We start from the raw sequence: 26514 nt of genomic DNA, 5'->3' as shown, positions 1-26514 counted from the left end.
CAGAACCATGAGATATGATTGGTTAAATCAGGAGCTGTTTGATAATCTAGAGCAGGTACGCGCACAAGCAGAAAACTGGTTATACCATTATAATCATAAGCGCCCAAATATGGGCAATGGCGGTTTTACACCGATACAGAAACTCAATCAGGCAGCTTAATTCTATTTATTAGGTGTCTTAAGTTTGGGAGGGTTACCAAGTAACCGTGATTTTTCTTCACTGTGGTTTCTCTAGAAAACAACCTTGCCACTCAGTTTAATGATTAAGCTCTATGGTTACATTAAGACAAGTCTATATAGTGATAGTTTTGCTTAGACTGCTCTAGTTCCTCTAAATCTATATCTACTGTTACTATATCTGGCGACGAACCAAGTTTTTTGATGATTCGTCCCGTAGGAGAAACGATTAGACTCTCTCTCCTACAAACTGACCGCCATGACCGACGCCGACACCATTGCAGGTAATCACAAAACATTGGTTCTCTATAGCCCGAGCTTGAGTCAATACATAGTGGGTATTCGCATAGGAAGACATGTTGCCATTTGGCATAAAAATAATTTTGGCGCCTTTTTTTGCCAGTGCTCTTGAGCCTTCTGGAAACTCTAGCTCAAAACAAATCTGAGCACCGCAAACCACATCATTAATGCTAACCACTGATAAGTCTTCTCCACTGGTAAATACCCCAACGTCATCAAGCCAAAGCTTTGATTTTCGGTGTTTATGAATGATTTTGCCGTTTTTTATAAAAGAACATGCGTTATAGAAAAGTTGATACTGCTTATCAATATGTCCAATAATGATGGTTGCCTTTGTATTTTTGCTTGCTTCCAATATGCTTTGGAAGTGCTCTGTTGATTGATGATATAACGCTTCAATATTGTCTAGCGTGGGAAAGCCAGTCAAAGCAAGTTCTGGAAAAATCATAAAGCCATCGCAAACTTGATGATCATGGATTGATTTTAATATCGCAGCAGCATTTACCGATACTTGATAATCGGTAATATCCATTTGATTGAGGATTATTTGCATAGGTCTTGCTCTTTATCGTAGGGGGTTGATACTTTCACAGCACTTATTGGTCGCAATTATGGGTAATACTCGTTAATGACGGTCTTTAGAAACACTTATTTCAAATGCTATTTAAAACACTTTTAAAGACATTGCGATTCCAACCAACGGCTCAATTTAATAATGTCAGCTTGATTTGACTTTAAATCATTATAAAAGAAATAGAAACTGTCGCCAGTGAGTAATTCATGCATTGGGATTTTGACAAGATTTTGCTGATGCGTTTGTTCTAGCATCATATAGTTGTCGATAAGCGTAATACCTAAGTTATAACGCGCGGCCTGTGCGGCAAGAAGTACGTGGCTAAACTGATTGATTTTTACATTGCTTGGTAACTCGAACCCACCTGCTTTGCACCACTTTAGCCAATCATTGGCCGCGTTTTCACTTTTTCCAGCGTATTTTACGGACAGTATAGGGTGTTGCCATAACGCCTCAGGCAATGGCTGATCCTTTATTTCCGCCCAAAGTTTTTGGCCACAGACAGGAAATAGCTTCTCAGCGAATAAAAGCTTGCTGACTACATTGCGTTTCGGTGGATTGACGGTAATAAAGCAATCCGAACACTGCTCATTATAGTCGTCTTGGTCTGTCACCATATTTAAGGTCAGCTCAATCTCTGGGTGCTGTTCGCGGAAGTTTTCTAACCGAGGAATCAACCAATTGACAGCCACTGAACTATACAGTGCTAGGCGAATATGCCCAGGCTGGTCATTTCGAATGGCCTGACTGGTATTGGACAGAGCCGTCAGCGATTGATTTACTTCTGTGAAATAACGCTCGCCTATATCTGTTAAAGAAAGGGTTCGGCCCTGCCTATAAAACAACGCTTCACCAAGATATTCTTCAAGCGTTCGAACCTGATGACTCACGGCACTTTGCGTCACGTTGAGGCTTTCTGCTGCCTTAGAAAAACTATTAAGCCTTGCTACAGATTCAAAGCATTGTATGGCACGTAATGGGGGGAGTTTCATTATGAGTTCAACTAATACTAAACGTTTTTATATCATTATACGTCATGAGTATACGCGAATATACTATTTATCTGACCATTAGATTAAATGGCTTAATTTAAAATTTTATGTATTTTGAGATAGGTATAAGCATGATAATGCCGAAGATGAGTGTTGGATTTGCAATGTTACTATTGGTTGCAGGAAACATGATTGCAGTCCTTTCGGATGCGCTGATAAAAGAGTTGCCAGATGGCGCAGCGGTCTATCAGTTTGTGCTATTGCGTCAGCTAACAGCTGTCTTGATGCTGCTACCGTTTTGTTTATTCAACCAAAAAGCCAAGCTACTTAGTCACGTAAAATGGCATTTTGTACGTGGGCATATTTGGTTGTTTGGCGCGGTATTTATGGTGTTGTCTATCCAAGCGCTACCGCTAGCCACGGTCAATGCGATTTTTTATACTGCGCCTTTACTGATGTTGCCGTTAGGGTTTTTGTTTTATAAAGACAGACTTACAGCACCAAGCATCATTGTGGCAATACTAGGCTTCATAGGTATTCTTGTCGTGGTAAAACCAACGCAAATTAATATGGGTGCTATATTTGCGTTGATCGTGGCCTTAACGATGGCGACGAACAACCTACTAGTGCGAAAATTACCTTCGAATCACACAGTTGCTCAGACCTTGTTTTTGACCAATTTAGTCGGAATACCGTTGGGGCTTAGTTTGGCTATTTGGGAAAATGCCCCTTTGAATTGGTACGCGCTATGGATAGCAGCAGGCTCAAATCTGTTTATTTTGATTTATGCGGGTATCTGCGTGCTGGTTTACCGAGCGGTAGAAGCACATAAAATATCTAGTGCAGAATATACCGGTCTGTTAGGAGCAGTGGTTATCGGCATCGTATGGTTTGATGAAATACCGGATATCAGTCTTTTGATAGGTTCGGCTCTTATTGTCTTACCTTTAATTTGGCTCGCCACGCTTGAGTCTATTAAATATAAAAGAACAGCCTTATAGCGTTTTGAAACATAGAGAACAGATAAGGAAAGCGTCATAATATTAGCATGACTTTATGTCATGAATTCGTGTGTTTAAATCGTTTTTTCATACTCATTTTTTGTGGCAAATTACTATAGATACAACCATTCAGGCAAGGCTCTAGTCTTCAATGGAGCCTGTGTTTGTTGGAGTTATTACTATGAGATAGGCCAAATAATGAGCAATATAACCACATTCTCAGTCACATCTTCAAATCGAAAAATCGACCCTCCACGGCGTCGAGGTGGCGCGTTTAAAGCTGATGGCTCTCTGAACGATAATGACCGTGTCGAGATAGGTCCCACAGATATTGCTTTCAATGAGTGGGCTGAGCTAGGGTTGACACCTCCTAACCTTACACGAATGCGTGAATACCGCCTCCAAAGAATCGTAAAAGAACTACAGAAAAGAGATCTTGGCGGCATCTTATTGTTTGATCCTCTTAATATTCGATATGCGACTGACTCCACAAATATGCAGGTATGGGTAACCCATAATCACTCTAGAGCCTGTTTTGTATCGGCATCAGGCCATCTTATTTTATGGGATTTTCACAATTGTGAGCACTTATCAGCACACCTTCCTTTGATCAAAGAAGTCAGAGGAGGCGCTTCTTTCTTCTACTTTGAAACCGGTGATAGAACTGACGAACATGCCTCTAGGTTTGCTTCAGAAATTCAATCTATTTTACGGGAGCATGCTGGAGACAATAAAAGATTGGCTATCGATAAAATTGAAATTGCTGGTTTCAATAAGATAAAACAGTTAGGAATCGATGTTTTTGATGGTCAGGAAGTGATGGAGTTTGCTCGATCTATTAAGAACGAAGATGAAATTAATGCCATGCGATGTTCAATTGCCTCAACAGAGGTTGCGATGAAGTGCATGCAAGAAGCAACAGTACCCGGTATCACTGAGAATGACATATGGTCTATTCTTCATGCGGAAAATATTCGTCGAGGTGGTGAGTGGATAGAATGTCGAATTCTTTCTTCAGGGCCTAGAACCAATCCTTGGTTTCAAGAAAGTGGCCCTCGAATTGTGAAGGAAGGTGAGTTACTTGCATTCGATACAGATCTGATTGGCCCTTATGGAATGTGTGCAGACTTGTCTCGAACTTGGATGATTGGAGAGAGCTTGCCAAGTGCAGAGCAAAAGCATCTCTATCAGGTAGCTTATGAACATATCCAACACAACATGACTATATTAAAACCAGGAATGACATTTGAGGAGGTGACAAAATCTGGTTTATTACTACCTGAAGAATATAGAGCGCAAAGATATGGTGTGATGATGCATGGCGTTGGTCTTTGTGATGAATACCCGTCTATTCGTTACCCCGAAGACCTTGAATGCCATGGCTATAGTGGTGTGTTGGAGCCGGGCATGGCCCTCTGCGTTGAAGCGTATGTAGGTCGAGTTGGAGGTAAAAATGGTGTCAAACTTGAAGATCAAATCATTATTACAGACACTGGGTTTGAAAACCTTACTAACTATCCTTTCGAAGCCGCTTTATTGGCTAATTAAAGATAGTCTATACAAGCTTGTTAAGATAAAGATTTGACATAGGTATAGTGCATTATCTGCGGGTTTAGATGGTTAGGATACTCATCAACACGCTGATAGCCATTGTTATCGTAGTACTGATAAGTGCACAGGGTGTCTGTATGTAATGCATACATGTCTGCACCCTGTGCCACGAGATAAGTCTCAAATGCTTGAATCAACGTCGCTCCAATACGGTGGCGACGATAGTCTGGATCTACACAGAAGAACTGTAGCTTGCTATCAAAATCGACTGTCTTTCGTTTCGCGCCAGCCGTTTCTTTTTTCTGTAAATCAATTAATACCTGTTGTCCTTGTTCAGATAGACCCAGCTTTTGTTCTATCTGAACAATAATAGGCTCATCATCGAATGGTAATGCCTTGTATGAATCTTCTTTAGTAACACCTATCACCACACCACAAGTGATGTCATCATATTCTGCAACTTGTATAAAAGTAGCATGATGACAGTCTTTCGCAAGAAATAGGGTAGCCAGTTGCTTTAGAACCTGCTTATCTGTAGCAGTAGTAAATACACTCAAATTCATATTGAAGACAAAGAGGTCGACAATGGCTGCAAAGTCTTCAGGCGTAGCACGACGATACTGTATTGTCATTAGTCACTCTCATTTATCATCAAAAGTACTGGCGTATGCTGATTGATCAAGCATTCATACGCCAGCATTTTGACATTCGTATTTCGCTAACAGACTTATCAAATAATGCTATTTTTATCTAATAATCCGTATTTACCACTTCATTTCACCTGTATTTACTTTACTGCCTATTTGTAAACTAGTATCCCCAGATAACGCGGGATAGGCTGCTTCCATGGTAGAAATTACTTTTTCTGACTGCTTGGAGTCTTGCTTTTTTGCCTCATCCAGTGCTTGCTCAAAGGTTTTTAGATAGCTGAGGGTGAAATCAACAGCATAGTCTTTTTTGAGTAGGTTGCCCGAATAGTGACCTGGTATCACAAGGTTTGGCTTTAATTGCTTCATTTGTTCCAATGATTGCATCCACTCGCTACGAGCTTCTTTAGTTTGGGTATCAGCAGTCCACACATGCATACCTGATGTTACCGACACACCGCCGAACACAGTTTTTGACTCTGGTACCCACATGTATGCTTGATGGGTTCCCATCTCTTTGATTTCGATTTTGTGACCTTCTAGGGTCAGTGTAGACTGATCAAGTGTTTGCGGTACTGTGATCTTGGTAGGCGCATGCTTGCCAAGGATTGGACCCCAATGCTTTAATTTTGCATCTTTAGTCGCCTCAATGTGTTCAATAATAGAAGGGCTAGACATAACCTTCACATTAGGGAAGGCTTTGACTAAAGGCTGAAGACCGAAATAGTAATCTGGATCGCCTGCCGTGATATAAATCATTTTTAGGTCTTTATTGCTTTTTTTGATCATATCAACCAATGCTTCACCATCTTTGACACTAAACTGTGTATCGAACAAGATAGCATCTTTCTCGCCACTTGCCAGCACAGAGGTCACTGGGAAAATAGCATTTTGATCAGGTTTATATGCTTGCAGTTGTAGATCGGCTGCGTTTGTTTGGGTTGCGAGCAGTAGTACACTGGCCGCCATAGAAGCTGTCATTAATTTTTTCATAATCTACCTGTATTTTCATTTGAGTAAATAGACCGCGTTAATGGCGGCATTCGTTGTTAGTAGCTATTCTATTCGATTGTATTTCGTTTAAATACGCTATAATTCGGTATTTACTGTTTCAGTTTTCGCGCAAATAAGGATGAAGAGATGGATAGGCTGACCGCGTTACAGGTGTTTGTTACGATCGTTGAACAAGGTAGCTTGAGCCGTGCCGCGGACATTCTAGACATGTCTAGAGCTAAAGTAACGCGCTATCTGACAGAGCTTGAGAGCTGGATGGATATGCGCTTATTACATCGCACAACTCGAAGTCTGAGCCTCACTGCACCTGGTGAGCAGACTCTTGAGGTGGCGTACCAGTTGCTTGGATTGACTGACTCGTTGGATCAGATACGCAATCAAAATACTTTGGAGCTAAAAGGTCAGCTGCGAATCACTGCCAGCTTTTCGCTGATTGATAGCCTTTTGATGGATGTGGTTGGTCGCTTTGTTTCTCACTGGCCCCGAACAGCAATTGATATTCTTACCACTGATGATTCGGTCAATTTAGTTGATGCCCGTATTGACTTGGCGATTCGTATCACCAATGACTTGGAGCCAAATGTCGTTGCCAGACGTATCGGTGAGTGCCACTCTATCGTATGCGCTGCACCTGAATATTTACAAAGGCGTGGCAGACCTACAGATGTACAGTCGCTTGTACATCACAACTGTCTATCGTTTGCGTATTTTGGACGGTCGGCATGGGTGTTTGATGGGCCAAATGGTCCAGAGTCTGTTCCTATCTCTGGCAATATCAGCGCCAATATCTCTGAAGTTTTGCTCTCTGCCACGTTGCGTGGACATGGGATCAGTTTACAGCCATCTGGCGCAGTCAAATCTTTGATTGCATCTGGACAACTTATTGAGTTATTACCTGAATGGAAACCCAAAACTTTGGGTGTTTATGTGGTTTATGCCAATCGAAAGCAGGTGACACCACTACAAAGAAAGTTTATTGATTTTCTTGCCGAAGAAATAAAGCGTTCGCCTTATTGGTAGCAAGTAATAGATAGATCGGAATATTTGTTTATACTATTTTAAAAATAATAAAGTAGATCAATAAGAAATTTTATTAAAAAACGTCAGAAATCTATAGCAGAAACTCAAACGGTCAATAGCAACGTTAAAATGATGCTTATTGACCATTTGATAATGTTTAGACTTCGCTATATCCCATATAGGATGGCCAAGCCTGCTTATAGGGTTGTTGTTCTTTTATACAGTTCTTATATCGTTGGGAGCTATCGCTATAAATATTTGAGGATAGTAATGTGCTTATTACTATGTTTGAATTTAGCAAAAGCACGCATTAAAGGATACAGTAAAATGCTCAGTGCAATCGCAATGAACCAAAGTGTACTGACGTCATTTACACCAAAATATTCTCCATGCGTCATACCGAACTGTTGAACGGCAAATACATACAGCAGTTTCAATACATAGAGATGTACGATATAAAAAAACATGGGTACAGAACCAATGACTACCAGTGGTTTTATCCATGATTTGGTTTCAATCTTTTGGAGCATTACTAATAAGACCAGTCCTATGCCTACATTCCACAATATAAAGAGTAACGATGGTGGATATTTGGTGAGATTCATAAAGCTCATGAAGGTTTCACTCAGAGTCGGCATCATCAGCCATGCTTGATCGCCGTATACATTGGCCAGTCGCAGTACCACAAATAACGCGATACTCACCATGCCAAATGTCAGTAACGTACGATTTCTCTTTTGCACAGACGTAGAGTCACCGAACACAGATGTACCGATACAATATCCCAGTATGATAACGCCAATCCAAGGCAGTACAGGATAAGAGGTTCTAAAACGAATCACCTCACCAAACTCAATCCAGCCGCGTTCATGAAGTATCAGCCACAGTTGATGCATAATAGGAACGTCGGCAAAGGAGACGGTATCTAATAAATTGTGCCCAAATATAATCACCAAGCTCAGTAGCCACAGCCACTTCTTAGGCAAACCAATAACCGCTGAGAGCGCAATCATACTGAAGCCAATCGCCCATATCACTTGGAGGTAAACCACATCAGGTGGAAATTGTGCTGTCCAAGCAAAATTAATGACAATCAGCTCCAAAAATACCAAAAAAATCCCGCGTTTGATTAAAAATTCGCGGGTCATTTGGATACTATTGTGCTTATGTTGGTACAAATATGCAGACAGTCCCGTCAGTAACACAAAGACAGGCGCACATAAATGGGCAATCATTCGGCTGAAAAATAGTGGTTCATCCGTTCCTGGTATCAGCATTGGATCAGGAACTTGATGGTGTAAGTAAAAGGTCTCTCGAACATGATCCACCATCATGATGAGCATCACAAGCCCTCGAAGTGCGTCGATCGCTTGTAACCGTTGAAACGGTGTCGGCATACAATAGCCTTTATATAATTAAAACGAAACATTATAACATATCAATTAATAGCGCTTACTCATTCAAGTGTGCATTTTCGTAGAGGTAATCATTCATTTAAATGTTCATGCTTGTCTCAACTTTTTATGCTGTGTCTGACCTAACGATAGCGTACCGCTATTAAAACGGCGCGAAATTATCAGGCTGACTGTGCGTAGCAGTCCAACGTTGATTGGCATCAATATGACTATTAAGCCCAACTCCTCGTGGTACTTGCATATTATCGCCATACAGCCAAAGCACCATATTGGTACGTTTGCCACTAGTTATTGGATGTGCGGCGTGCGGCACCGAGCCTCTATGAATAATCGCCATGCCAGGTTTAGAGATGGCACGTTTGGTTTGCCCTAAATGGCGATCGACAAAGTCGACTTCTGATCCAGTAAAGTCTTCGCCTGGCAGATTTAGATTAATATTCATAGTCACCGCTGAAGTATCAGTATGAAGTTGTAGCGATGTGTCGCCTGTCGGCTGGTATTGAATCGAGAATCCAAAGGTCTGAGTGTCATAGCCATAAACATTGGCAAATAATAACCGAGCGATAGGCCGCATATATTGATTCATGACTCTATGATAAAGCGCCTGAAAATTAGGGGTGGCCAGATAGCCTAGCGAGCGTGCATCTAGCATGGCCCCATTACTGTTCAATGCAATACCATAAGGAGGACGTATGGGAATGTTAGCGTCTGCAATTGCTTGCAAATAACGGCGCAACGTTGATAGTTGTGCTGGGTCAAAGAGTTGCCCCTGATATACGTCAGGTAGTATCTCTTGCCATAAATTTTTAACAGCCATCTCCGTAGAAGGAGCGCGCCATGCTTGCGTCACTGCATCACGTAGAGTTGGGTCAAATAATGAATCATCGAGTACAGGCAAGTCATGCTCAGTGGTTTCCCATTCTGCCCATGCTTGCTCTAGTAACTGGCTGTTTTGATGCCAGAAATGCTCTACCGATGGTGCACGTCTAAGCATGTCTGATTTTGAAGGTAGTGGTAAGTTGCGTGCTTGCTGTAGTGCGCTTTGTTTATTATCTCTATCATGGTGGCTATGGTGTTGAGTAACCTGTGTGCTCATAGGCCGTATTATAGTATCCATCGTGTATCTCCAAACGTGTGAGTAAGCCTTATAGGTGCATGCTACTATAATTAATAATTTTGATAATCAGTAGGTTTAGAGAAACAGTTTCAATAATTTTTATATAATGATGAGGCTAGCAGCAGCAAGCGATGGTTGTTGCTAAGTTAGACGCTAATTGAACGAAGGCATGACGATGAAAAATTTGCAGGATTTACGTATTTTTATTGAGACCGCTCGTTTAGGTAGCTTGTCTGCCTGCGCGCGCCACTTAGATTTGTCACCTGCAGTGGTGAGTGCAGCAATAAAACGGTTAGAGGCCGAAATCGAAACGGTATTGTTTATTCGCTCAACCCGCCGGCTACGTCTGACCAGTAAAGGTGAGCAGTATTTAAAGCATTGCCGAGATGCGGTGGCTATTTTAGACAATGCTTATGCAGGACTGCATGACAATGATGCTGAGCTGATGGGTACAATTCGGCTGTCAGCATCATCAGATTTGGGTCGAAACTTAATTTTGCCTTGGTTGGACGATTTTATAGACATTCACCCAAAAGTGACGGTGCAGCTACATATGTCAGACAGCTATGTGGACTTGTACGGTCAGCAGATTGATTTGGCACTACGTTACGGCGCGCCCAAAGATTCATCACTGGTCGCACTACCCATAGTGTTGAATAATCGCCCTATACTGTGTGCGTCAAAGGAGTATTTGAGCAAAATTGATAAGGGTATCGGTATCCCAAAAATGCCGGAAGATTTATCGCAGCATAATTGTTTACGTTTGGGTCATGATGAAAAGTATTTGAGCGAGTGGACTTTTGAAAAAGAGGGCAAGACTAAACGTGTGGAAGTGGATGGCAATCGCAGAAGTAAAGACGGTGACGTTGTACGCCGCTGGGCAGTGGCGGGTAAAGGCATCGCATTAAAGTCTCAGTTAGATATAGCCGGCGATTTAAAGGCGGGGAGACTGGTCGAGGTGGAGTTGGACGGCTGGCAAGTGGCCAACTATCCGCTGTATTTGATTTGCCCAGAACGGCGATTAATCGATCCATTGTTTAATGCGGTCAAAGAATACTTGATTGAACGGGTAGAGCAGGTATTAAGGTAAAACGAGAACTAATGATTACCCTGTTTACTCAGACGAGCAAAACAACAGTTCCTAGACAGTAATTGCTTGATTATTATGACTATTGCCATATTTTATCAAGCACCGTAAACCAGTTTTTTGACGTCACCTTTTCAATCAGTTGATTTGAGAAGTGACGTTGTTGCATTCGCTCAATCAACATATAGATTTGACTGATATCAGATAACTCATCAGGTAGTAGGCAACCATCGAAATCAGAGCCAAACCCAACGTGATCTTCCCCTAGATGGTCGATCAGATAATCAAGATGGTCGACAATCACATCGAGTGATGTTTGCGTATTACGTTGCCCATCTGCACGAAGAAACGCCACATCGAAATTCACTCCAACCAAACCATCGCTTTGTTTAATAGCAGCCAGCTGCTGATCAGTTAAGTTCCGTGCTTGCTGACATAGAGCATGCGAATTGGAGTGTGTCGCAACAATAGGCTGGCAGGCAATCTCTAGCGTATCCCAAAAAGCGCGTTCATTCATATGCGACACGTCGATCAGCATCTGCTTGTCATGACAGGCCAAAACAAGCGCTTTACCTTGAGTTGTGAGCCCAGTTCCCGTATCTGGAGAGTGTGGAAAAGACGCATTTAAGCCATCACCGAAGAGGCTCTTTCTATTCCATAGTGGGCCAATACTTCTAAGCCCTGCCTTATAAAACACATTCAGTAGGTCAGGCTGTATGGCTAAAAACTCAGCACCTTCCAAATGCAATACAATGCCCAGTTGCTTGTTCTGCTGACAGGCTTTGATTTGTTCTAACGAGGTGCAAATCTGAATCTGACCGTCAGATCTTGCCTCTAGTTGCTGGGCTAGTTTCAATTGTGTGCAGCAGATATCGACGATTTCTTGCGGAGTAAAATCTGAATGTGATGGGTTGGCTAATTTGTCAGGATGATTATTTTTCACATAAGCGAAGGGCGGTAAGAAAATGGAAAACAGTCCGCCCATCCAATTTGCTTCTTTGCAGCGTTGTAAATCCAAATGTCCCGGTAACGTGCCATAAATAAAGTCATGTACTGGATCGGCAGCTGAACTTAGCCAAAGGCGAGTCAAAAGATCATTATGTCCGTCAAATATGACAGGCTTAGTATTAGCATTCATATTTCACCTGTTACCATACGAGTAGGAATCAATTTGTCTTTATTCAGCTGTTTGTTACTCAGTGACTTAGAATTCTTTGGATTACGAAAGCGCAGTTCTTCAAAAGGTACAGGCGTCTCGCTGTTGATACGCGCCTCCTCAATTAGGTAGTGATAAGGCGATTTGCCACAGACAGGATCAGCATTTTTAGCATCCCCAGTCAGCATAAACGCTTGGCAACGGCAGCCGCCGTAATCGCGTTCTTTGTCTGGGCAGCTTTGGCAGATGTCAGGCATCCAGTCATCACCGCGAAACTGATTGAAGCTCGCAGACTCATACCATATATCTGACAGCGGTGTCTCTCGTACATTAGGAAACTGTATTGGCATTTGTCTCGCAGCATGGCAAGGCAGGGCTGTACCGTCTGGGGCCACTGTTAAGAAAATCTTGCCCCAGCCATCCATACAGGGCTTTGGACGTTCTTCATAATAATCAGGCACCACAAAAATAAGTTTGCATTTGATACTACGTTCTTCAATCTGCTTGCGGTATTCATTGGTAATGCGTTCAGCTCGGACCACTTGCGCTTTGGTTGGTAGCAAACCCTCTATATTCTCAAATGCCCAACCGTAAAACTGACAAATAGCCAGCTCGACCGTGTCGGCTTCCAGCTCTAAGCAGAGGTCAATAATCTGGTCAATCTGATCGATGTTTTGCCGATGAATGACAAAGTTAAGTACCATCGGATAGTCGTATTGCTTAACCAGACGTGACATCTCATACTTTTGCTCAAAGGCATGTTTTGAACCTGCCAAGGCATTGTTGACCGTTGGATCACTGGCTTGAAAGCTAATTTGAATATGCTGAAGACCTGCTTCTTTTAAACGCGCAATCCGAGCTTCGGTCAATCCCATACCCGACGTGATCAAGTTAGTATAAAAGCCTTGGTTATGCGCATAAGCGACCAGCTCTTCTAGGTCTTGACGAACCAGTGGTTCACCGCCAGAAAAGCCAAGCTGTACCGCGCCCATTTGCCGCGCCTGATCAAACACATCAAACCATTCCTCTGTCGTTAGCTCTTCTTTATACTGAGCATAGTCAATAGGGTTTGAGCAATAGGGGCATTGTAAGGGGCAGCGATAGGTCAGCTCAGCAAGCAGCCATAGCGGTAGTCCGACTGGCGTATTCATACTAAATCAATCCAATGTTCACGCTGGGCGACCAGCATATATTCAATGATGTCTTGCTCGATTTCGGGGATATCCCCAAACATAGCTTGTACCTTTTGGATAATATCAGCAATGGACGCTTTACCATCAATATGTTGCCCAATGATGCTGGCACTGTCATTGAGCTTAATCATACCCTCAGGATAGAGTAAGACATAGGCGTTTTGCGCAGGCTCAAACTGAAAACGATAACCGTGACGCCATACCGGTACGATGGATTGATCCAGCTCAGGTAAACTAGCAGGTATACTCATTTAAACAATCCTTTATGCCAGACATTGTCAGTGGTAACGCTTTGATAAGGGGCTTGATTATGCACATAGGCCAAGCTCAAGGAATCCAAGATCGTCCATAAGATATCGAGCTTAAATTGTAAGATTTCTAACATACGCTCTTGTTGCTCAGCCGTTTTGAACGAGTCAAGCGTGATGGTCAAACCATGCTCAACATCGCGGCGCGCTTGGCTCAAGCGTGAGCGGAAATAGGTATAGCCTTGCTCTTTTATCCAAGGGTAATGCTTGGGCCACGACTCTAAACGTGACTGGTGAATTTGCGGGGCAAACAGCTCGGTCAGTGAGCTACTGGCGGCTTCTCGCCATGAGGTACGACGCGCAAAGTTCACATAAGCATCGACGGCAAAACGCACACCCGGTAGCACTAGCTCTTCAGAAATCACCTGCTCACGCGTCAAACCAACTGCCTCTGCCAGACCTAACCATGCTTCACGACCGCCGCCGTCAGGATATACGCCATCTTGGTCAATCATGCGCTGAATCCATTCTTGACGCACGCGCTGATCAGGACAGTTTGCCATAATGGCCGCGTCTTTCAATGGAATGTTGATCTGATAATAAAAACGGTTGGCAACCCATGCTTGAATCTGCTGCTGTGTCGCTTTGCCTTCATGCATCATGATATGAAAGGGATGATAAATATGATAATACTGACCCTTAGCCATAATCGCTTGTTCAAACGCTTCTGGGCTTAACGCTGTGTTTTCTTCTTGCATTGTGTTTTCACCTTACGATTGCTATCTTTACCTTACCGTTTGTCTTAAAGCTCAATTTGCATACCATCAAATGCCACTTCAACACCATGTTGTTTTAATGTCGCAGCCTGTTCAGACTGTTCATTCAATATCGGATTGGTATTATTGATATGAATCAATACCTTACGAGCGTTATCGAGCTGGTCTAGATAATGCAATGAGCCATCTTCACCACTGATATGCAAATGTCCCATGTCTTGACCAGTTTTTGTACCAACACCGCACTCTTGCATTTCATTGTCCGTCCATAGCGTACCGTCAATCATTACGCAATCAGAGCTTTTCATGATTTGCATTACTTGATCGTCCATCTTACCTAGACCTGGCGCATAAAAGAGTTGTTTTTGTGTTTTTAAGTCTTTTACAATCAGCGCAATATTGTCGCCATCATGCGGGTCATTACGGTGCGGAGAATAGGGCGGTGCAGAGCTTCTAATCACTAAAGGCGTCAATTCTAAATTGTCAAACCCTTCAATCTTAAAGGTCTTCTTTGGATCAATTTGATGATGTTGCAAGCCGCCATTCCAGTGCTTCAACATATTAAAGAGAGGAAATCCTGTCGTTAGATCTTGATAGACCATCTCAGTACACCAAACAGGAATCGGACAACCTTCACGAAGGGTCAATAGCCCAGTCGTATGGTCAAGCTGACTGTCCATTAAGACCACATTTGTGATACCTGTATCTCTTAGTTGACGTGCAGGCTGTGCTGCCTTGAACTCAAATAATTGTTGGCGGATATCAGGTGACGCGTTGAATAAGATCCAATCCACACCATTTTCTGATATGGCTATAGAAGATTGGGTACGGGTTTTTGCCTGAATCGTGCCTTGACGGACACCGTGGCAATTATCGCAGTTACAGTTCCACTGCGGAAAACCGCCACCCGCTGCTGAGCCTAAAACGTGAATATGCATAGATCAATATTTCCAAATTGCTAAAAAAGTAAAAGCCCTAATCATCTAGGGCTTTTAATGTATTCAGGTTTATGAGTTTTTAGCGTGCTTCAAAATACATAGTGATTTCGAAACCGATACGGATGTCTTGAAAAGCTGGTTTAGTCCACTGCATGAGGTTACTCCGAAACGATCTTACACATAATAGGTAAGATTAATAAAGTGAGTTTTCAATGGTAGTATAAGCCAACCCTTGCTGTCAATTTGTTAGATGTTAGTAAAGCGTTAACGAACATCGATCAAGCAGTCTTCTATAGCACAGATGAAAGCCTATTTATCATGTTAAAAAGACAGTATATCGAGCATAAGATTAAAAATATCTTTGAATAGTTTGAGTATAAATTATAACTATAAAAAATCTGCTCGAAGTGAGGTAAGCGTATTTCGAGAACTTATGGGTTATACAGATATATTGCAAAAACCGAATTTATCTATAAAGTAATAGTTTAACTTGATAGATATTGGAGCCTGAAGATGATTGCTGAATTACAAGGCAGTGAATTAACCAAAGCCATCTTGGGAAATGTCAGCAACTATGTATGGTGTGCTGTCAGCAACGTTAGCGATGATTATGCTATAGCAACCATAGATAATGGTTACTATGAATTATTGGTCCCTATTGTAGCCTTTAATAACGATCAGTTCGTTTGTGATAAAGGTGAGCTATGGGAATATGCTGTCTCAGTAAAGAGAGTGGCACTTACTCATGATGATGTGGGGCTGGGAGTTTCCTAAAAACTGTGTAACTGCTTATAATCCACTAACAGGAGAATAAGCAATGACTACTCAATCTGACATTAAAAAACTGGCCGAGCAAATGGCTGGTAGCATGAACAGCTTCGATGACATCAAAGACTTTCAGAGGCAGCTCATGCAATCTTTTATCGATACTGCCTTAGAGGCTGAGATGGAAGACCATCTCGGCTACCCCAAGCATGAGAAAGCAGATAAACCAAACAAGCGCAACGGACACACTAAAAAGACCGTCCGCAGTGATACAGGCGATCTTGAAATCTCTACCCCAAGAGACCGTGATAGCAGCTTTGAGCCTGTACTCGTTAGTAAGCATCAAACCCGTATCTCAGGTCTCGATGATAAAATCATCTTCCTTTACGCCAAGGGTCAAACCACCACTGAGATCGTAGAGAGCATTAAAGAGCTCTACGATGTCGACATCTCAAGCTCTCTTGTCTCAAGAGTCACTGACAATATATTAGAGGACATCACCGCTTGGCAGAACCGGCCGCTGAGCAGTGTTTATCCTATCGTCTATTTGGACTGCATCGTCGTGAAGATACGTCAAGACAAGCAGATCATCAACAAAGCCATTTACTTAGCCCTAGGCATCAATCTTAGCGGTAAGAAAGAGCTGCTTGGTATGTGGCTCTCAGAGAATGAAGGCGCTAAGTTCTGGCTGGGTGTTCTTACCGAGCTTCAAAACCGTGGCGTACAAGATATCCTCATTGCTTGTGTTGACGGTCTAAAGGGTTTCCCTGATGCCATCAACACCGTCTATCCAAAGGCACAGGTTCAGCTGTGTATCGTACACATGGTGCGCTATTCAATGAAGTTTGTGCCGTGGACGGATAAAAAGGCCGTAGCGGCTGATTTAAAGGCCATTTACGGCGCTGATACCCTTGAGATGGCAGAGGCCAATCTTGAGCACTTTGATGAGACTTGGGGCAAAGATTACCCGCACGTGGTCAAGTCTTGGCGCAATAACTGGGAGGGCTTAACGGTGTTCTTTGAGTATCCGAAAGACATCAGAAAAGTGATTTATACCACCAATGCGATAGAGTCGCTAAACAGTGTGATTCGGACGGCAGTGAATAAGCGTAAGGTGTTCCCATCTGATCAGGCAGCATTCAAAGTGGTGTACTTAGCCACCCAGCAGGCGTCTAAAAAGTGGTCGATGCCAATCCGTAACTGGACGTCTGCTTTGAATCGCTTTATGATTATGTTTGATGACCGTATAAGCAGGCATTTAATCTAAATGGCAGTTACACAGAATCTGGGATGGTCTCGCTTGATATTTTTATCGGTTCAATTATCCAATATACCATTATGCCGATTTTAGCGATTAGCGTGGCTAGATTGTTTGATTTATCACCTGGGTTGACACTGGGTCTAGTATTGGTTGGTACTTGTCCTGGTGGTGTGTCTTCAAACATTATGAGCTACCTTGCCAAAGGTGATGTGGCGTTTTCGGTAGGTATGACCACCGTATCGACCATCATTGCACCGTTAGTGACGCCACTTTGGCTCAATTATTTGGTTGGTCAATCTGTAGAGATGGATGGCTGGGGTATGTTCCGCTTTATGCTATTAGTGACATTGTTGCCAGTCGCTATCGGCTCTATGTTAAACATACTATTCCAAAACAAACACTGGTTTAATGATGTACGTGCGGTGATGCCAGGCGTGGCTGTATTAGCTTTTGCCGCTATCGTCGGTGGCGTTGCCGCTGTATTTGGCGATCAGTTCTTGCAGTCAGGGCTAGTCGTTATCTTGGCCATTGCGGTACACAATATCGTCGGCTATATATTGGGCTACTACTCAGGGGCCTTATTTGGTATGAGCAAACCCAAAAAACGCACCATATCTATCGAGGTTGGCGTACAAAATGCAGGTCTGGCCACTGGCTTAAGCACGAAATTTTTCCCTGGCAATGCAGAGTCCGCCATCGCTGCCGCCGTCGCTTGTATTTGGCACTCTGTTTCTGGCTCTGTATTGGCCAATATCTTTGCTTGGTGGGATAAACGTCAAGAAGCGAAAAATCCTACCGTCATCGAGACTGAAGAGACCATGGAGCTTGGCAAACCAATTAGAAATCATTAGTACTAATAAAGGTAGTACTGAACTAGGTGATATTGAACCAGTTAGTAAAGTTAAAAAGCTATGCTAGATCATTGTTTCTAGCATAGTGTTCTCTAATAATGTACCTCTTAACATAGAGACTTTTAACATAGTGTTTTTTAATATAGCGCTCTCCAGCATAGTATTTTTAGCATAGCACTATCGACAATTTGCATGAACTGCTAGCCTCTCTTCTAGGTTCTCACCTAACGCAGTCTATCGTAACTCATTTCCAAAACGTTTACGCACCTGACGCAAGTATAAAGCTGGCGCAATACGCCACAGTAAACTGCCAAAGCGCGAGAGAGGGTCCGGCAATATCCAACGTTTGCGCCGCTGCAAACCTTGATCGATCCGTTCGGCCATCCACTCAGCACTACGCATATTACCGATCATTGAGCGTGGATGCTTTGCGATACTGCCATCACGGCCGAGCGCGTGGTTCTCGATAGGTGTATCAAGAAAGCTAGGATAGACCATAAGGATATGTATACCCTCAGACTCTAGCTCCAAGCGCAATACTTCAAAGAACTGTGTCAGCGCCCCTTTTGCCGCACAGTATGCAGCCCGTCCAGGAACGGGCATCCAGCCAGCCATTGAGCCGATACAGATAATTTGGCCTTTAGATTCTCTTAGCATCGGTAACGCAGCCATGGTCAGCTCCACTGCTCCTTGCCAATCTACCGCCATAACTTTGCGGAACACCGCAGGATCAGTCTGATGTGCTGGTGATCGATGGGTAATCCCAGCATTATTCACCAATAGATCAAGACGGCCAAAGCGCTCGCTAACTTGCTCAATAAGGGCAGCAATATCATCAATTTGAGTGATATCAGTGACGACTGTCATGACTCTAGCAGAGTCCTCTAACTCACGAGCGCGGGCGATCAGCGCTTGCTCATCTATATCAGCGAGTACTAAGTGATGCCCAGCGGCATACCAGTACCGTGCCATCGCCCAACCAAGTCCTGATGCAGCACCAGTGATTAAAGTAACAGTTATTGATGATATTGATGGCATCGATGATTATCTCCCTATCAAGGTTTACGCAATCCATTACATTCGATGAAGTACTCGAAGGTTTCGGCAGACGTTTTTGCCAAAGAGTAACCAAACTCTTCTTTGAGTCGCCTGTTACTCAGTACTGGGCGATAACGCAAAAAATTAACCTGCTCTGGTCCCGTTGGCTTACCACCCCATTTTGCCACTTGTAAACCAGCTTTAACCAAACCCATTGGCAGGGTCAATAGCGGTTTATTAAGTCGGTTTGCGATATCCCTCATCGTCAGTGCGCCATCGCCTGCCATGTTATAGATACCAGATTTATCCTCGCGAATCCCCATTTCCATAGCGCCGATCACGTCTTGATCCCAAATAAACACAAAAGGCGACTCACTACCTTTGAGCGCAAGCACGCGCGGTGCCATAAACAGACTGGTAATTTGATTGCGCGTATCAGCGCCTAGTACGGTGCCAGGTCGAAAAATCAGCTGCTGTAATTGTGGATGCTGCTCGTGGAATGCTGCAAGCATTTCCTCGACTTGTCTTTTGTGATCCGAGTAGGCAAACTCAGGATTACCGCGTAGTGCATCTTGCTCATCAATCCATTCAGGATTGTCAGCATGATAGCCGTAGGCAGCACCCGAACTGGTGAGCGTTATATGTGCGACACCTGCTTTGATGCAGCAATCAATTACGTTGCGCGTGCCATTGACATCGATATCATAGTCACGAGCACGATCTTTTGACGCTTGCAAGATAGAGGCGAGATGCACGACATGAGTGATGCCCTCTTCTTTTAGTAACGTTGCCAAACACTCATCACGCACATCTAATACGTGGATTGGAAAGTCTAGGTCATCACGCTTGCGAATATCTGTACCGATGACATGGTAATGAGCAGCCAGACGATTGCCCAACTGATGGCCGATGTAACCTGCGGCACCAGTGATTAATATACGCTTGTTCACTATGCTTTTATTCGTTACGCTTTTATTCATAGGGTATCCGTGCCCAAATTTGTGAAAGTGTCAGTCCTGACACCAAATGCCATACGCCCCAGAATGCCGTGATCAGCATCATGCCGCCTGCCTCTGGGAAAAAAGTAAATAAAATAACCAGTCCTAGCCCTGAGTTTTGTATTCCTACTTCTAAAGTCACCGCGCGCCGATCCGCGACTGGCAACTTGAGCACTAGCCCCATGCCATAACCTAACGAAAGCGCCAATAAATTATGGCCAACAACCAACCAAAAGAAGCTATGAAAACGCTCTAAAAATAGCGCGAAATTGCTAGAAAAAGCGATCGCCACAAAAGCTATTAGCACCTTATCAAGCAACAGCCGTACTTTACCAAACCTAGTATATTTAAAATTGACTCAGTAATTCATTGTAATAGAAATGATTATCATTATAATAACGATTTAAATTACATGCTGGAAATATTCATGCAACTGTCTCGCTTATCTGCTGCTTTGTTTCGTCTTAATTCTCTGAATGTGTCTGGCGCTTCTCTACGATTAGCGTCCATACCTTCACGCCTAGTATCGACGAAATCACTACCTCTAAAATCACTATGTTCAGTCATCATCCTAACCACAAGTCACTCGGCATGGGCGCTAGTAGATGATGCAGATACTCAAACCACCCCTAATGTGGTACTTGATACTATCGTCGTCACCAGTAGTGCTGATGCGTCAGCAGATGGGTTACCTAGCGCATATGAAGGTGGTCAGGTGGCAATAGGCAGCCGCGTCGGACTCTTGGGCAACCAAGACATCATGGACACGCCGTTCTCTACCACCTCATATACCAATGAATATATCGCCAATCAGCAAGCGCAAAGTGTGGGTGACCTACTCAAAAAAGATCCTACTGTACGTGTGGCAAGAGGTTTTGGTAACTTTCAAGAGGCCTACTTCATGCGTGGCTTTATCACCACATCAGATGACACCATGTACAATGGTCTATACGGCATCTTACCTAGACAGTACATTGCAACTGAGTTGTTCGAGCGCGTCGAGGTTCAGCGCGGTGCCTCAGCGACGTTAAATGGCGCAGCACCGAGTGGTGGTAACGCAGGCGGTACGATTAACCTGTTACCCAAACGAGCGGATAATGAGCCACTACGTCAGCTAACGGTTGGCTATGGTCAAGGTGACCAAGGTAAGGTCGCAGTAGATGTCAGTGATCGCTTTGGTAGCGATGATGCTATTGGCGTTCGCTTTAATGCTGCTTATCAAGATGGTGACAGCGCTATCGATGATGAGTCATCGACCTTGGGTTTGGCTGCCCTTGGTTTGGACTATAGAGGAGATCAGTATCGCCTATCAGCAGATTTAGGTTGGCAAGACAATAAGCTGTCAGAGACTCGTCCTAGTGTCAATCTTGGTGGGGTTTCTAGTGTACCAAATGCTCCAGACGGCTCAAAAAATTGGGCGCAGCCTTGGACCTACTCAGATGAAAAGGATGTCTTTGGTACGATTCGAGGAGAATATGACTTTAATGACAATATTACCGCTTATGGTGCTTACGGTGTGCGAAGTGGCGAGGAAGAAAACTCACTAGCCACGTTAACTGTCAACAACGTTGATGGTGCGGGTACAGTTTATCGCTTTGACAATACTCGAGAAGATAAAGTACAAAGCGCCGAGCTTGGTCTGCGTGGTAAATTACAAACCGGTGAAGTGGCTCATAGCTTAGTGTTTGCCGCAAACCTCTATGATCAAGAAGAAAAAGGCGCATTCGCATATGATTTTGGCAATCAGCTAGCGACCAATTTTTATCGCCCTACCGACTACACGGAAGTCCCTTTTACAAGCACAGCAATCTTCGGTGGAAATTTAGACGACCCCAAATTAACCAATGAAAAGCAACTCCAAAGCTTTGCGCTAGCAGACACCATATCGATGTTCGATGACAAACTGAAAACCACCTTGGGTGTGCGTCATCAAAATATAAAAACCACCAGCTATGATGCCAACACGCAGGCAGAAACGGCTCATTACGATAAGAGTGAGTGGACCCCAAGTATCGGTATTGTTTATCAGCCAACGATGGACTGGTCTGTATATGGTAATTATATCGAAAGTCTAGCACCAGGAAAAAGAGCGCCTCTAACTAACGATAATGACGCTGTCACTAATGGTGGTCAAAATCTAGATCCGTACGTGAGTGAGCAAACTGAACTGGGTGTGAAATACGACAATGGTATGATTGGCAGTAGTCTCGCTGTCTTCCGAACTGATGAACCGCGTGCTTATATCAACAACTCAAATACGTTTACTGCTGCTGGAGAAAATCGTCATCAAGGTGTGGAGTTGACTGTCTTTGGTAGCCCAAGTGAAAACATGCGCCTCAATGCTGGTGTTACTTACTTAAGTGCTAAGCAAAAAGACACTGGTGATAGTGCATTAGATGGTAATCGAGTGATTGGTGTGCCTACCTTACAGAGCAATGTCAACCTAGAGTATGATTTAGCCGCCGTTGAAGGACTGACATTGACGGGTGATATTATCCACACAGGCTCTCGTTATTCGGATAATGCCAATACCTTAAAGGTTGATGGTTATACTACCTTAGACCTTGGTGCACGCTATCGCACTATGTTGGCAGGACAAGACGTTACTCTAAAAGGCATGGTAACCAATGTCACAGGTGAAGACTACTGGCAGTCAGTAGGCGGTTATTCAGATGCAGGCTATCTAAATGCAGGTGAACCAACGGCCTTAAAAGTATCGGCAACGTTCGATTTTTAAGATTTATTAGTAGGCTTTCTTAGGTTTTATAAAAGGGATTAGGCGCGACCTACTCCCTTTTCTGCTATCAAAAATTTATTCTATTACTGAGTTACTATGTCCTCTCATACCACAGCGTCCTCTCGCATGACTGCTTCTTTATACCATATGATTTGGGCGAATTATCGTCTGCCTTTTCTCAAAGTCATTTTGCTAAATTTGGTCAATGCCGCTGTCAGCGTGGGTATTATTGCCTATATCAATCATACCTTTATCAGTCAGCCAGTATTCGATACCTTATCTTGGTTAAGTTTGGCGCAGTTTTCACTGCTGGTGTTGTTACTGCTAGTAACGACATTTTTGTCGCAATATGCATTGACGCGATTGGGACATCGATTCGTCTATGAGCTTAGAACAAAACTGGTCAAACAAATCATCGATACTACCGTTCCTCAGATAGACCATCTGGGTAGCGCACGCTTACTTGCCAGCTTATCTTCAGATATTCAATCGATTACTGTTGCTTTTGTTCGTATGCCAGAGCTGGTACAAGGTATTATTTTGTCTGTTGGCGTTGGGCTATATCTGGGCTGGTTGTCGTTGCCATTATTGTTCATTGTCATGTTTTGGATTGTGATGACGATTTGGATAAGTACCATATTGGTCAAGCATGTCTATACCCATTTGACCGAATTAAGAGAGATTAATGATGCGTTATATCAGGATTATCAATCGATAATAGAAGGTCGTAAAGAGCTTGCTCTTAATCAACATCGAGCAGAAAAACTGTATACAGATGATTTTTTGGCTCATGCCAAATCGTACGAGAAGACCGTGACCAAGTCTGATACTTTTCATTTATCAGCGGTGAACTGGTCCAATATTATGATGTTCGCATCGATTGGTATCGTGTTTGCAGTGGCCAATTATCTCGATATTCCGATGGGGGTTGCCACTACTTTTTCTTTGACGATTTTGTTTATGCAGTCGCCGCTCCTACATGCGGTTGGCGCTTACCCAACATTGCAGACCGCTCAAGTTGCGCTAGAAAAGATACAGTCTTTAGAATTGGCCGAGCATCAGCCGAGCTTTGCGACAAATACTGTTGCACAGGACTGGAAATCTATAACTTTGAATAATATCAATTATCGCTATGTAGGCAGTAGTCATAATAGTAATGCACCAGACACAGCAGTTAATGATAATACTCAAAATAGCGATAACAGTGATAGCAATCAAAACCCTACCAATAATATCTTAAAGTCCGTCAATTTAACCTTGCAACGAGGCGATGTGGTTTTCTTGATCGGTGCGAATGGTAGCGGTAAATCTACCCTTGCCAAAATCATTACTGGTATCTTTACTCCTACTACAGGAACGGTACAAGTCGATGGACAAAGCGTTAATTCAGAGAACAACGCCGATTTTAGACAGCTATTTTCCGCGATTTTTAGCGACCAACATCTATTTAAGCAACTGATTGGATATGAGGGCAATGAGCCTGATGCTGACCTAGTGTCTGACTGGCTGCATAAGCTCAATCTACAAGAAAAAGTAAGTGTGTCTGACCATAAACTCTCTACAGATAAGCTGTCGCAAGGTCAGAGAAAACGCTTGGCCATGCTAATCGCCGTCGCCGAACAAAAAGACATATTACTGCTCGATGAGTGGGCAGCCGACCAAGACCCTGCCTTTCGCCGCGTGTTTTACCAAACGCTCATCCCTGAGCTAAAAGCCATGGGTAAGACATTGTTTATTATTAGTCATGATGACGGTTATTTTGAGCATGCTGATCGATTATTACTGATGAAAGAAGGCCGTCTCATTGAGTTAAATGCCGAAGAGCGACAGCGTGCTAGCAAAGATGCCATTGCTATGCTTAAGTAAGCAATGCTTTAACTACTAGCATGGACCGAGCTATTTCAATCCCATAAAACGTTTGATCAACTTTAAGCTAAATGGCAGTTAATCTAAGCATTTTTTAAGCAAAAAAAGGAGCGCCTTACTATAAGGCGCTCTTTTACTATATAAGGAACAGCTGTATTCTGCTATGCGCTTATTTTAACCATTTCTGCAAAAACCCAACACGAGAAATCACTAAAAAGTCCAATAACGCAATAATCACAATCGCAATAATGGCAGTTGGGAATATGATAGCCACTGCCAATAAAGGAATAGCGAGCGGCCACCAAACGGTAAAACGCTGCCCACGCGCTGGCGGGTTGAGGCCGCGATACTCACTAGCATGACGCGGGCGACGCTGCCACCACATGACATAGCCACTCACACACATGGCAATCACCGATAGACAAAACAGCACATTGGCCAGTAAGCTCCACCAGCCGAGCGTGCCCATATGCAGTGCGAGACCTGCCGCCATAAACTTACCAAACGCATTATAGTCATCAAAATGAATATCAGCTAAGACATTGCCCGAATAACGGTCGATATGTACTGTACGATCTGCTGTCGGACTTTTCATATCATAGCTCATTGAATCTTGGCTAATGGTCCAGACGCCTGTACTACCTTGTGGTAGGTTCAATTGATAACGCCCTTCAAAGCCGATTTCACGAGCGTAGCGATCCACTGTATCAATCATAATGGGTATATTGGCGGCGATACCATCTTTACCCATGGTCGTGCCTGACACAGGCATTGGCGTCAGCTCAAGTACCCAAGGAACTTCTTTGGTGTCGCCAGAGTTTAGGGCACTGCCATGCGTGGGTGCTTCAGTATGCGCTTCAGACGCTGCCGCACCATGTACATGCGGCGCTGGTGTAGACTCTTGCATAGCAGCATGTTGACTGTGGTCAATCGATACAGGAACAGGTGCAACGCCCCACTTACCCGCAGGAAACTGGCTCCATGCTTGCACCACTCTTTCGCCCCATACACCTGCCCATGCCATACCTGATATACAGAAAAACAGTAGCAGCACAGATATCCAACTACCCAATGTCGCATGAATCGTACGGATAAAAGAGCGCTTTTTCTTATTGGTTACCCTTTCACTAGGTATCAACATCGCTTTGACTGATTTACGTTTTTGCCACCACAGATACCAACCAGACAAAATCATTAAAATGGTTAATGATGCCGCCGTTTCTAACAAATAATCACCGACTTTGCCAATCAGCAAATCACTGTGAATATCATTGAACGTACTATAAAGACCACTACTGGTAGGCACACTTTGGACGATATCGGCTGTATAGGGGTTGACTGCCACCATATTGTTTTGGTCGTCTGATTTTATCTGAAATAAAGCCACCGTATCGGTATCACGAGGGGCGATATATTTAACCAGTGTGCTATCAGACAAGGTGCTCAGCGCGTTCTTTGCTTGAGTAGAGACAGGTGCTTGAACCGTAGACTCTGGCACGATAACCGTTAAGCGGTCGTTATCACGTCCTACTGTGTTGGACATAAACAGCATACCGAGCGCCGTTATCGCTAAGACAATTAAAAAGGGAGCAACAAAAATGCCTGCATAAAAATGCCAACGCCACACTGTGAAATAGCGTTGGTTATTGGTGGATTGGTTGGAGGGTGTGTCCATAAATGTGACCTTAAACAATCTTTGGTTGCTCAATAAACAACGTAAACCTATCGATAATAGTGATGTATCTGCTTGCAAGGCCAATCTTAAAAAGTCTCGCAAAGAACTAGGATGACG

General features: G+C 43.4%; 26 protein-coding genes. 10 read left to right on the top strand and 16 right to left on the bottom strand.

All coding sequences use genetic code 11. The features are described from left to right. Positions 1 to 160, top strand: a 160-nt coding sequence (locus CXF61_RS06110; RefSeq protein WP_165596939.1) for an integrase core domain-containing protein, incomplete at its 5' end; no start/stop codon positions are given. A gap of 246 nt (positions 161 to 406) precedes the next feature. Here the strand turns inward: CXF61_RS06110 and CXF61_RS06105 are convergent. Both CXF61_RS06105 and CXF61_RS06100 read right to left on the bottom strand, forming a co-directional pair. Next, complete coding sequence (locus CXF61_RS06105; RefSeq protein WP_165597549.1) at positions 407 to 1030, bottom strand: carbon-nitrogen hydrolase family protein; 624 nt, start codon at positions 1028 to 1030, stop codon at positions 407 to 409. A gap of 122 nt (positions 1031 to 1152) precedes the next feature. Then, on the bottom strand, positions 1153 to 2043 hold the full coding sequence (locus CXF61_RS06100; RefSeq protein WP_165597548.1) for a LysR family transcriptional regulator: 891 nt from the start codon (positions 2041 to 2043) through the stop codon (positions 1153 to 1155). Between the two features lie 131 nt (positions 2044 to 2174). Between CXF61_RS06100 and CXF61_RS06095 the strand changes: the two genes are divergently transcribed. Both CXF61_RS06095 and dddP read left to right on the top strand, forming a co-directional pair. Further along, positions 2175 to 3044, top strand: a complete 870-nt coding sequence (locus CXF61_RS06095) for a DMT family transporter (RefSeq protein WP_264755671.1) — start codon at positions 2175 to 2177, stop codon at positions 3042 to 3044. 198 nt (positions 3045 to 3242) lie between these two features. Then, positions 3243 to 4592 (top strand): dimethylsulfonioproprionate lyase DddP, encoded by a 1350-nt coding sequence (dddP, locus tag CXF61_RS06090; RefSeq protein ID WP_165597547.1) that lies wholly within the window; start codon positions 3243 to 3245, stop codon positions 4590 to 4592. 20 nt (positions 4593 to 4612) lie between these two features. Here dddP and CXF61_RS06085 read toward each other — a convergent pair whose 3' ends face one another. Next, positions 4613 to 5227 (bottom strand): GNAT family N-acetyltransferase, encoded by a 615-nt coding sequence (locus CXF61_RS06085; RefSeq protein WP_165597546.1) that lies wholly within the window; start codon positions 5225 to 5227, stop codon positions 4613 to 4615. 132 nt (positions 5228 to 5359) lie between these two features. After that, the gene (locus CXF61_RS06080) at positions 5360 to 6235 is read right to left on the bottom strand and encodes an MBL fold metallo-hydrolase (protein WP_165597545.1); all 876 of its coding nucleotides are present in this window, start codon (positions 6233 to 6235) and stop codon (positions 5360 to 5362) included. A gap of 147 nt (positions 6236 to 6382) precedes the next feature. Here CXF61_RS06080 and CXF61_RS06075 point away from each other — a divergent pair, with 147 nt between their 5' ends. Then, positions 6383 to 7276, top strand: a complete 894-nt coding sequence (locus tag CXF61_RS06075; RefSeq protein WP_165597544.1) for a LysR family transcriptional regulator — start codon at positions 6383 to 6385, stop codon at positions 7274 to 7276. Positions 7277 to 7524: 248 nt separating this feature from the next. Here CXF61_RS06075 and CXF61_RS06070 read toward each other — a convergent pair whose 3' ends face one another. Then, positions 7525 to 8673, bottom strand: coding sequence for an acetyltransferase domain-containing protein (locus CXF61_RS06070; protein WP_165597543.1), 1149 nt, complete (start codon positions 8671 to 8673; stop codon positions 7525 to 7527). 160 nt (positions 8674 to 8833) lie between these two features. Continuing rightward, positions 8834 to 9808 (bottom strand): hypothetical protein, encoded by a 975-nt coding sequence (locus CXF61_RS06065; RefSeq protein ID WP_264755670.1) that lies wholly within the window; start codon positions 9806 to 9808, stop codon positions 8834 to 8836. Positions 9809 to 9983: 175 nt separating this feature from the next. Between CXF61_RS06065 and CXF61_RS06060 the strand changes: the two genes are divergently transcribed. Further along, complete coding sequence (locus CXF61_RS06060) at positions 9984 to 10898, top strand: LysR family transcriptional regulator (protein WP_165597542.1); 915 nt, start codon at positions 9984 to 9986, stop codon at positions 10896 to 10898. A gap of 79 nt (positions 10899 to 10977) precedes the next feature. On the opposite strand, the gene CXF61_RS06055 is transcribed toward CXF61_RS06060, so the two are convergent. The 6 genes from CXF61_RS06055 to pqqA form a co-directional block, all read right to left on the bottom strand. Then, entirely contained in the window at positions 10978 to 12033 is a 1056-nt protein-coding gene (locus CXF61_RS06055; protein WP_165597541.1) for a dipeptidase, read from the bottom strand. Beyond that, complete coding sequence (gene pqqE / locus CXF61_RS06050) at positions 12030 to 13202, bottom strand: pyrroloquinoline quinone biosynthesis protein PqqE (RefSeq protein WP_165597540.1); 1173 nt, start codon at positions 13200 to 13202, stop codon at positions 12030 to 12032. The genes CXF61_RS06055 and pqqE overlap by 4 nt, the downstream gene beginning before the upstream one ends. Beyond that, positions 13199 to 13495 carry a pyrroloquinoline quinone biosynthesis peptide chaperone PqqD gene (pqqD, locus tag CXF61_RS06045; protein WP_165597539.1) on the bottom strand — a complete coding sequence of 99 codons (297 nt, stop codon included), beginning with the start codon at positions 13493 to 13495 and terminating at the stop codon, positions 13199 to 13201. Before pqqD ends, pqqE begins: the two co-directional genes overlap by 4 nt. Next, positions 13492 to 14250, bottom strand: coding sequence for a pyrroloquinoline-quinone synthase PqqC (gene pqqC, locus CXF61_RS06040; protein ID WP_165597538.1), 759 nt, complete (start codon positions 14248 to 14250; stop codon positions 13492 to 13494). The genes pqqD and pqqC overlap by 4 nt, the downstream gene beginning before the upstream one ends. Before the next feature lie 44 nt (positions 14251 to 14294). After that, the gene (gene pqqB / locus CXF61_RS06035) at positions 14295 to 15206 is read right to left on the bottom strand and encodes a pyrroloquinoline quinone biosynthesis protein PqqB (RefSeq protein WP_165597537.1); all 912 of its coding nucleotides are present in this window, start codon (positions 15204 to 15206) and stop codon (positions 14295 to 14297) included. 79 nt (positions 15207 to 15285) lie between these two features. After that, complete coding sequence (gene pqqA, locus CXF61_RS06030) at positions 15286 to 15360, bottom strand: pyrroloquinoline quinone precursor peptide PqqA (RefSeq protein WP_075107140.1); 75 nt, start codon at positions 15358 to 15360, stop codon at positions 15286 to 15288. A 359-nt stretch (positions 15361 to 15719) separates the two neighbouring features. On the opposite strand from pqqA, the gene CXF61_RS06025 reads away from it, so the two are divergent. Genes CXF61_RS06025 through CXF61_RS06015 form a run of 3 tightly spaced genes read left to right on the top strand, consistent with a single transcriptional unit; the run spans position 15720 to position 18083 of the window. Then, positions 15720 to 15980 carry a hypothetical protein gene (locus tag CXF61_RS06025; protein WP_165597536.1) on the top strand — a complete coding sequence of 87 codons (261 nt, stop codon included), beginning with the start codon at positions 15720 to 15722 and terminating at the stop codon, positions 15978 to 15980. 43 nt (positions 15981 to 16023) lie between these two features. Then, the gene (locus tag CXF61_RS06020) at positions 16024 to 17238 is read left to right on the top strand and encodes an IS256 family transposase (RefSeq protein ID WP_165597535.1); all 1215 of its coding nucleotides are present in this window, start codon (positions 16024 to 16026) and stop codon (positions 17236 to 17238) included. Positions 17239 to 17261: 23 nt separating this feature from the next. Further along, a complete protein-coding gene (locus CXF61_RS06015) occupies positions 17262 to 18083 on the top strand; it encodes a bile acid:sodium symporter family protein (protein ID WP_165597534.1) in 822 nt (273 codons plus the stop codon). 234 nt (positions 18084 to 18317) lie between these two features. Here the strand turns inward: CXF61_RS06015 and CXF61_RS06010 are convergent, their stop codons facing one another. Genes CXF61_RS06010 through CXF61_RS06000 form a run of 3 tightly spaced genes read right to left on the bottom strand, consistent with a single transcriptional unit; the run spans position 18318 to position 20411 of the window. Beyond that, entirely contained in the window at positions 18318 to 19121 is an 804-nt protein-coding gene (locus tag CXF61_RS06010) for an SDR family oxidoreductase (RefSeq protein WP_227526615.1), read from the bottom strand. A 17-nt stretch (positions 19122 to 19138) separates the two neighbouring features. Then, positions 19139 to 20101 carry an SDR family oxidoreductase gene (locus tag CXF61_RS06005; RefSeq protein ID WP_165597533.1) on the bottom strand — a complete coding sequence of 321 codons (963 nt, stop codon included), beginning with the start codon at positions 20099 to 20101 and terminating at the stop codon, positions 19139 to 19141. Then, positions 20094 to 20411: a bile acid:sodium symporter family protein gene (locus CXF61_RS06000; protein ID WP_264755669.1), complete on the bottom strand. Its 318-nt coding sequence runs from the start codon at positions 20409 to 20411 to the stop codon at positions 20094 to 20096. The genes CXF61_RS06005 and CXF61_RS06000 overlap by 8 nt, the downstream gene beginning before the upstream one ends. Before the next feature lie 135 nt (positions 20412 to 20546). On the opposite strand from CXF61_RS06000, the gene CXF61_RS05995 reads away from it, so the two are divergent. After that, on the top strand, positions 20547 to 22856 hold the full coding sequence (locus CXF61_RS05995; protein WP_165597532.1) for a TonB-dependent receptor: 2310 nt from the start codon (positions 20547 to 20549) through the stop codon (positions 22854 to 22856). 96 nt (positions 22857 to 22952) lie between these two features. Next, entirely contained in the window at positions 22953 to 24722 is a 1770-nt protein-coding gene (locus CXF61_RS05990; RefSeq protein WP_227526614.1) for a multidrug ABC transporter permease/ATP-binding protein, read from the top strand. A gap of 169 nt (positions 24723 to 24891) precedes the next feature. On the opposite strand, the gene CXF61_RS05985 is transcribed toward CXF61_RS05990, so the two are convergent. Continuing rightward, positions 24892 to 26397: a PepSY-associated TM helix domain-containing protein gene (locus CXF61_RS05985; protein ID WP_165597531.1), complete on the bottom strand. Its 1506-nt coding sequence runs from the start codon at positions 26395 to 26397 to the stop codon at positions 24892 to 24894. Between the last annotated feature and the right edge of the window lie 117 nt (positions 26398 to 26514).

It is taken from the genome of Psychrobacter sp. 4Dc (genome assembly GCF_002836715.1).
Classification (GTDB): domain Bacteria; phylum Pseudomonadota; class Gammaproteobacteria; order Pseudomonadales; family Moraxellaceae; genus Psychrobacter.
Note: the sequence above shows the minus strand (reverse complement) of the source record. Positions and strands in the feature narration are given on the sequence as shown.

Coding starts and splice junctions, on each gene's coding strand:
- CXF61_RS06105 (WP_165597549.1), bottom strand. CDS start 1,030: ATGCAAATAATCCTCAATCAAATGGATATTACCGATTATCAAGTATCG.
- CXF61_RS06100 (WP_165597548.1), bottom strand. CDS start 2,043: ATGAAACTCCCCCCATTACGTGCCATACAATGCTTTGAATCTGTAGCA.
- CXF61_RS06095 (WP_264755671.1), top strand. CDS start 2,175: ATGATAATGCCGAAGATGAGTGTTGGATTTGCAATGTTACTATTGGTT.
- dddP (WP_165597547.1), top strand. CDS start 3,243: ATGAGCAATATAACCACATTCTCAGTCACATCTTCAAATCGAAAAATC.
- CXF61_RS06085 (WP_165597546.1), bottom strand. CDS start 5,227: ATGACAATACAGTATCGTCGTGCTACGCCTGAAGACTTTGCAGCCATT.
- CXF61_RS06080 (WP_165597545.1), bottom strand. CDS start 6,235: ATGAAAAAATTAATGACAGCTTCTATGGCGGCCAGTGTACTACTGCTC.
- CXF61_RS06075 (WP_165597544.1), top strand. CDS start 6,383: ATGGATAGGCTGACCGCGTTACAGGTGTTTGTTACGATCGTTGAACAA.
- CXF61_RS06070 (WP_165597543.1), bottom strand. CDS start 8,673: ATGCCGACACCGTTTCAACGGTTACAAGCGATCGACGCACTTCGAGGG.
- CXF61_RS06065 (WP_264755670.1), bottom strand. CDS start 9,808: ATGGATACTATAATACGGCCTATGAGCACACAGGTTACTCAACACCAT.
- CXF61_RS06060 (WP_165597542.1), top strand. CDS start 9,984: ATGAAAAATTTGCAGGATTTACGTATTTTTATTGAGACCGCTCGTTTA.
- CXF61_RS06055 (WP_165597541.1), bottom strand. CDS start 12,033: ATGAATGCTAATACTAAGCCTGTCATATTTGACGGACATAATGATCTT.
- pqqE (WP_165597540.1), bottom strand. CDS start 13,202: ATGAATACGCCAGTCGGACTACCGCTATGGCTGCTTGCTGAGCTGACC.
- pqqD (WP_165597539.1), bottom strand. CDS start 13,495: ATGAGTATACCTGCTAGTTTACCTGAGCTGGATCAATCCATCGTACCG.
- pqqC (WP_165597538.1), bottom strand. CDS start 14,250: ATGCAAGAAGAAAACACAGCGTTAAGCCCAGAAGCGTTTGAACAAGCG.
- pqqB (WP_165597537.1), bottom strand. CDS start 15,206: ATGCATATTCACGTTTTAGGCTCAGCAGCGGGTGGCGGTTTTCCGCAG.
- CXF61_RS06025 (WP_165597536.1), top strand. CDS start 15,720: ATGATTGCTGAATTACAAGGCAGTGAATTAACCAAAGCCATCTTGGGA.
- CXF61_RS06020 (WP_165597535.1), top strand. CDS start 16,024: ATGACTACTCAATCTGACATTAAAAAACTGGCCGAGCAAATGGCTGGT.
- CXF61_RS06015 (WP_165597534.1), top strand. CDS start 17,262: ATGGTCTCGCTTGATATTTTTATCGGTTCAATTATCCAATATACCATT.
- CXF61_RS06010 (WP_227526615.1), bottom strand. CDS start 19,121: ATGCCATCAATATCATCAATAACTGTTACTTTAATCACTGGTGCTGCA.
- CXF61_RS06005 (WP_165597533.1), bottom strand. CDS start 20,101: ATGAATAAAAGCGTAACGAATAAAAGCATAGTGAACAAGCGTATATTA.
- CXF61_RS05995 (WP_165597532.1), top strand. CDS start 20,547: ATGCAACTGTCTCGCTTATCTGCTGCTTTGTTTCGTCTTAATTCTCTG.
- CXF61_RS05990 (WP_227526614.1), top strand. CDS start 22,953: ATGTCCTCTCATACCACAGCGTCCTCTCGCATGACTGCTTCTTTATAC.
- CXF61_RS05985 (WP_165597531.1), bottom strand. CDS start 26,397: ATGGACACACCCTCCAACCAATCCACCAATAACCAACGCTATTTCACA.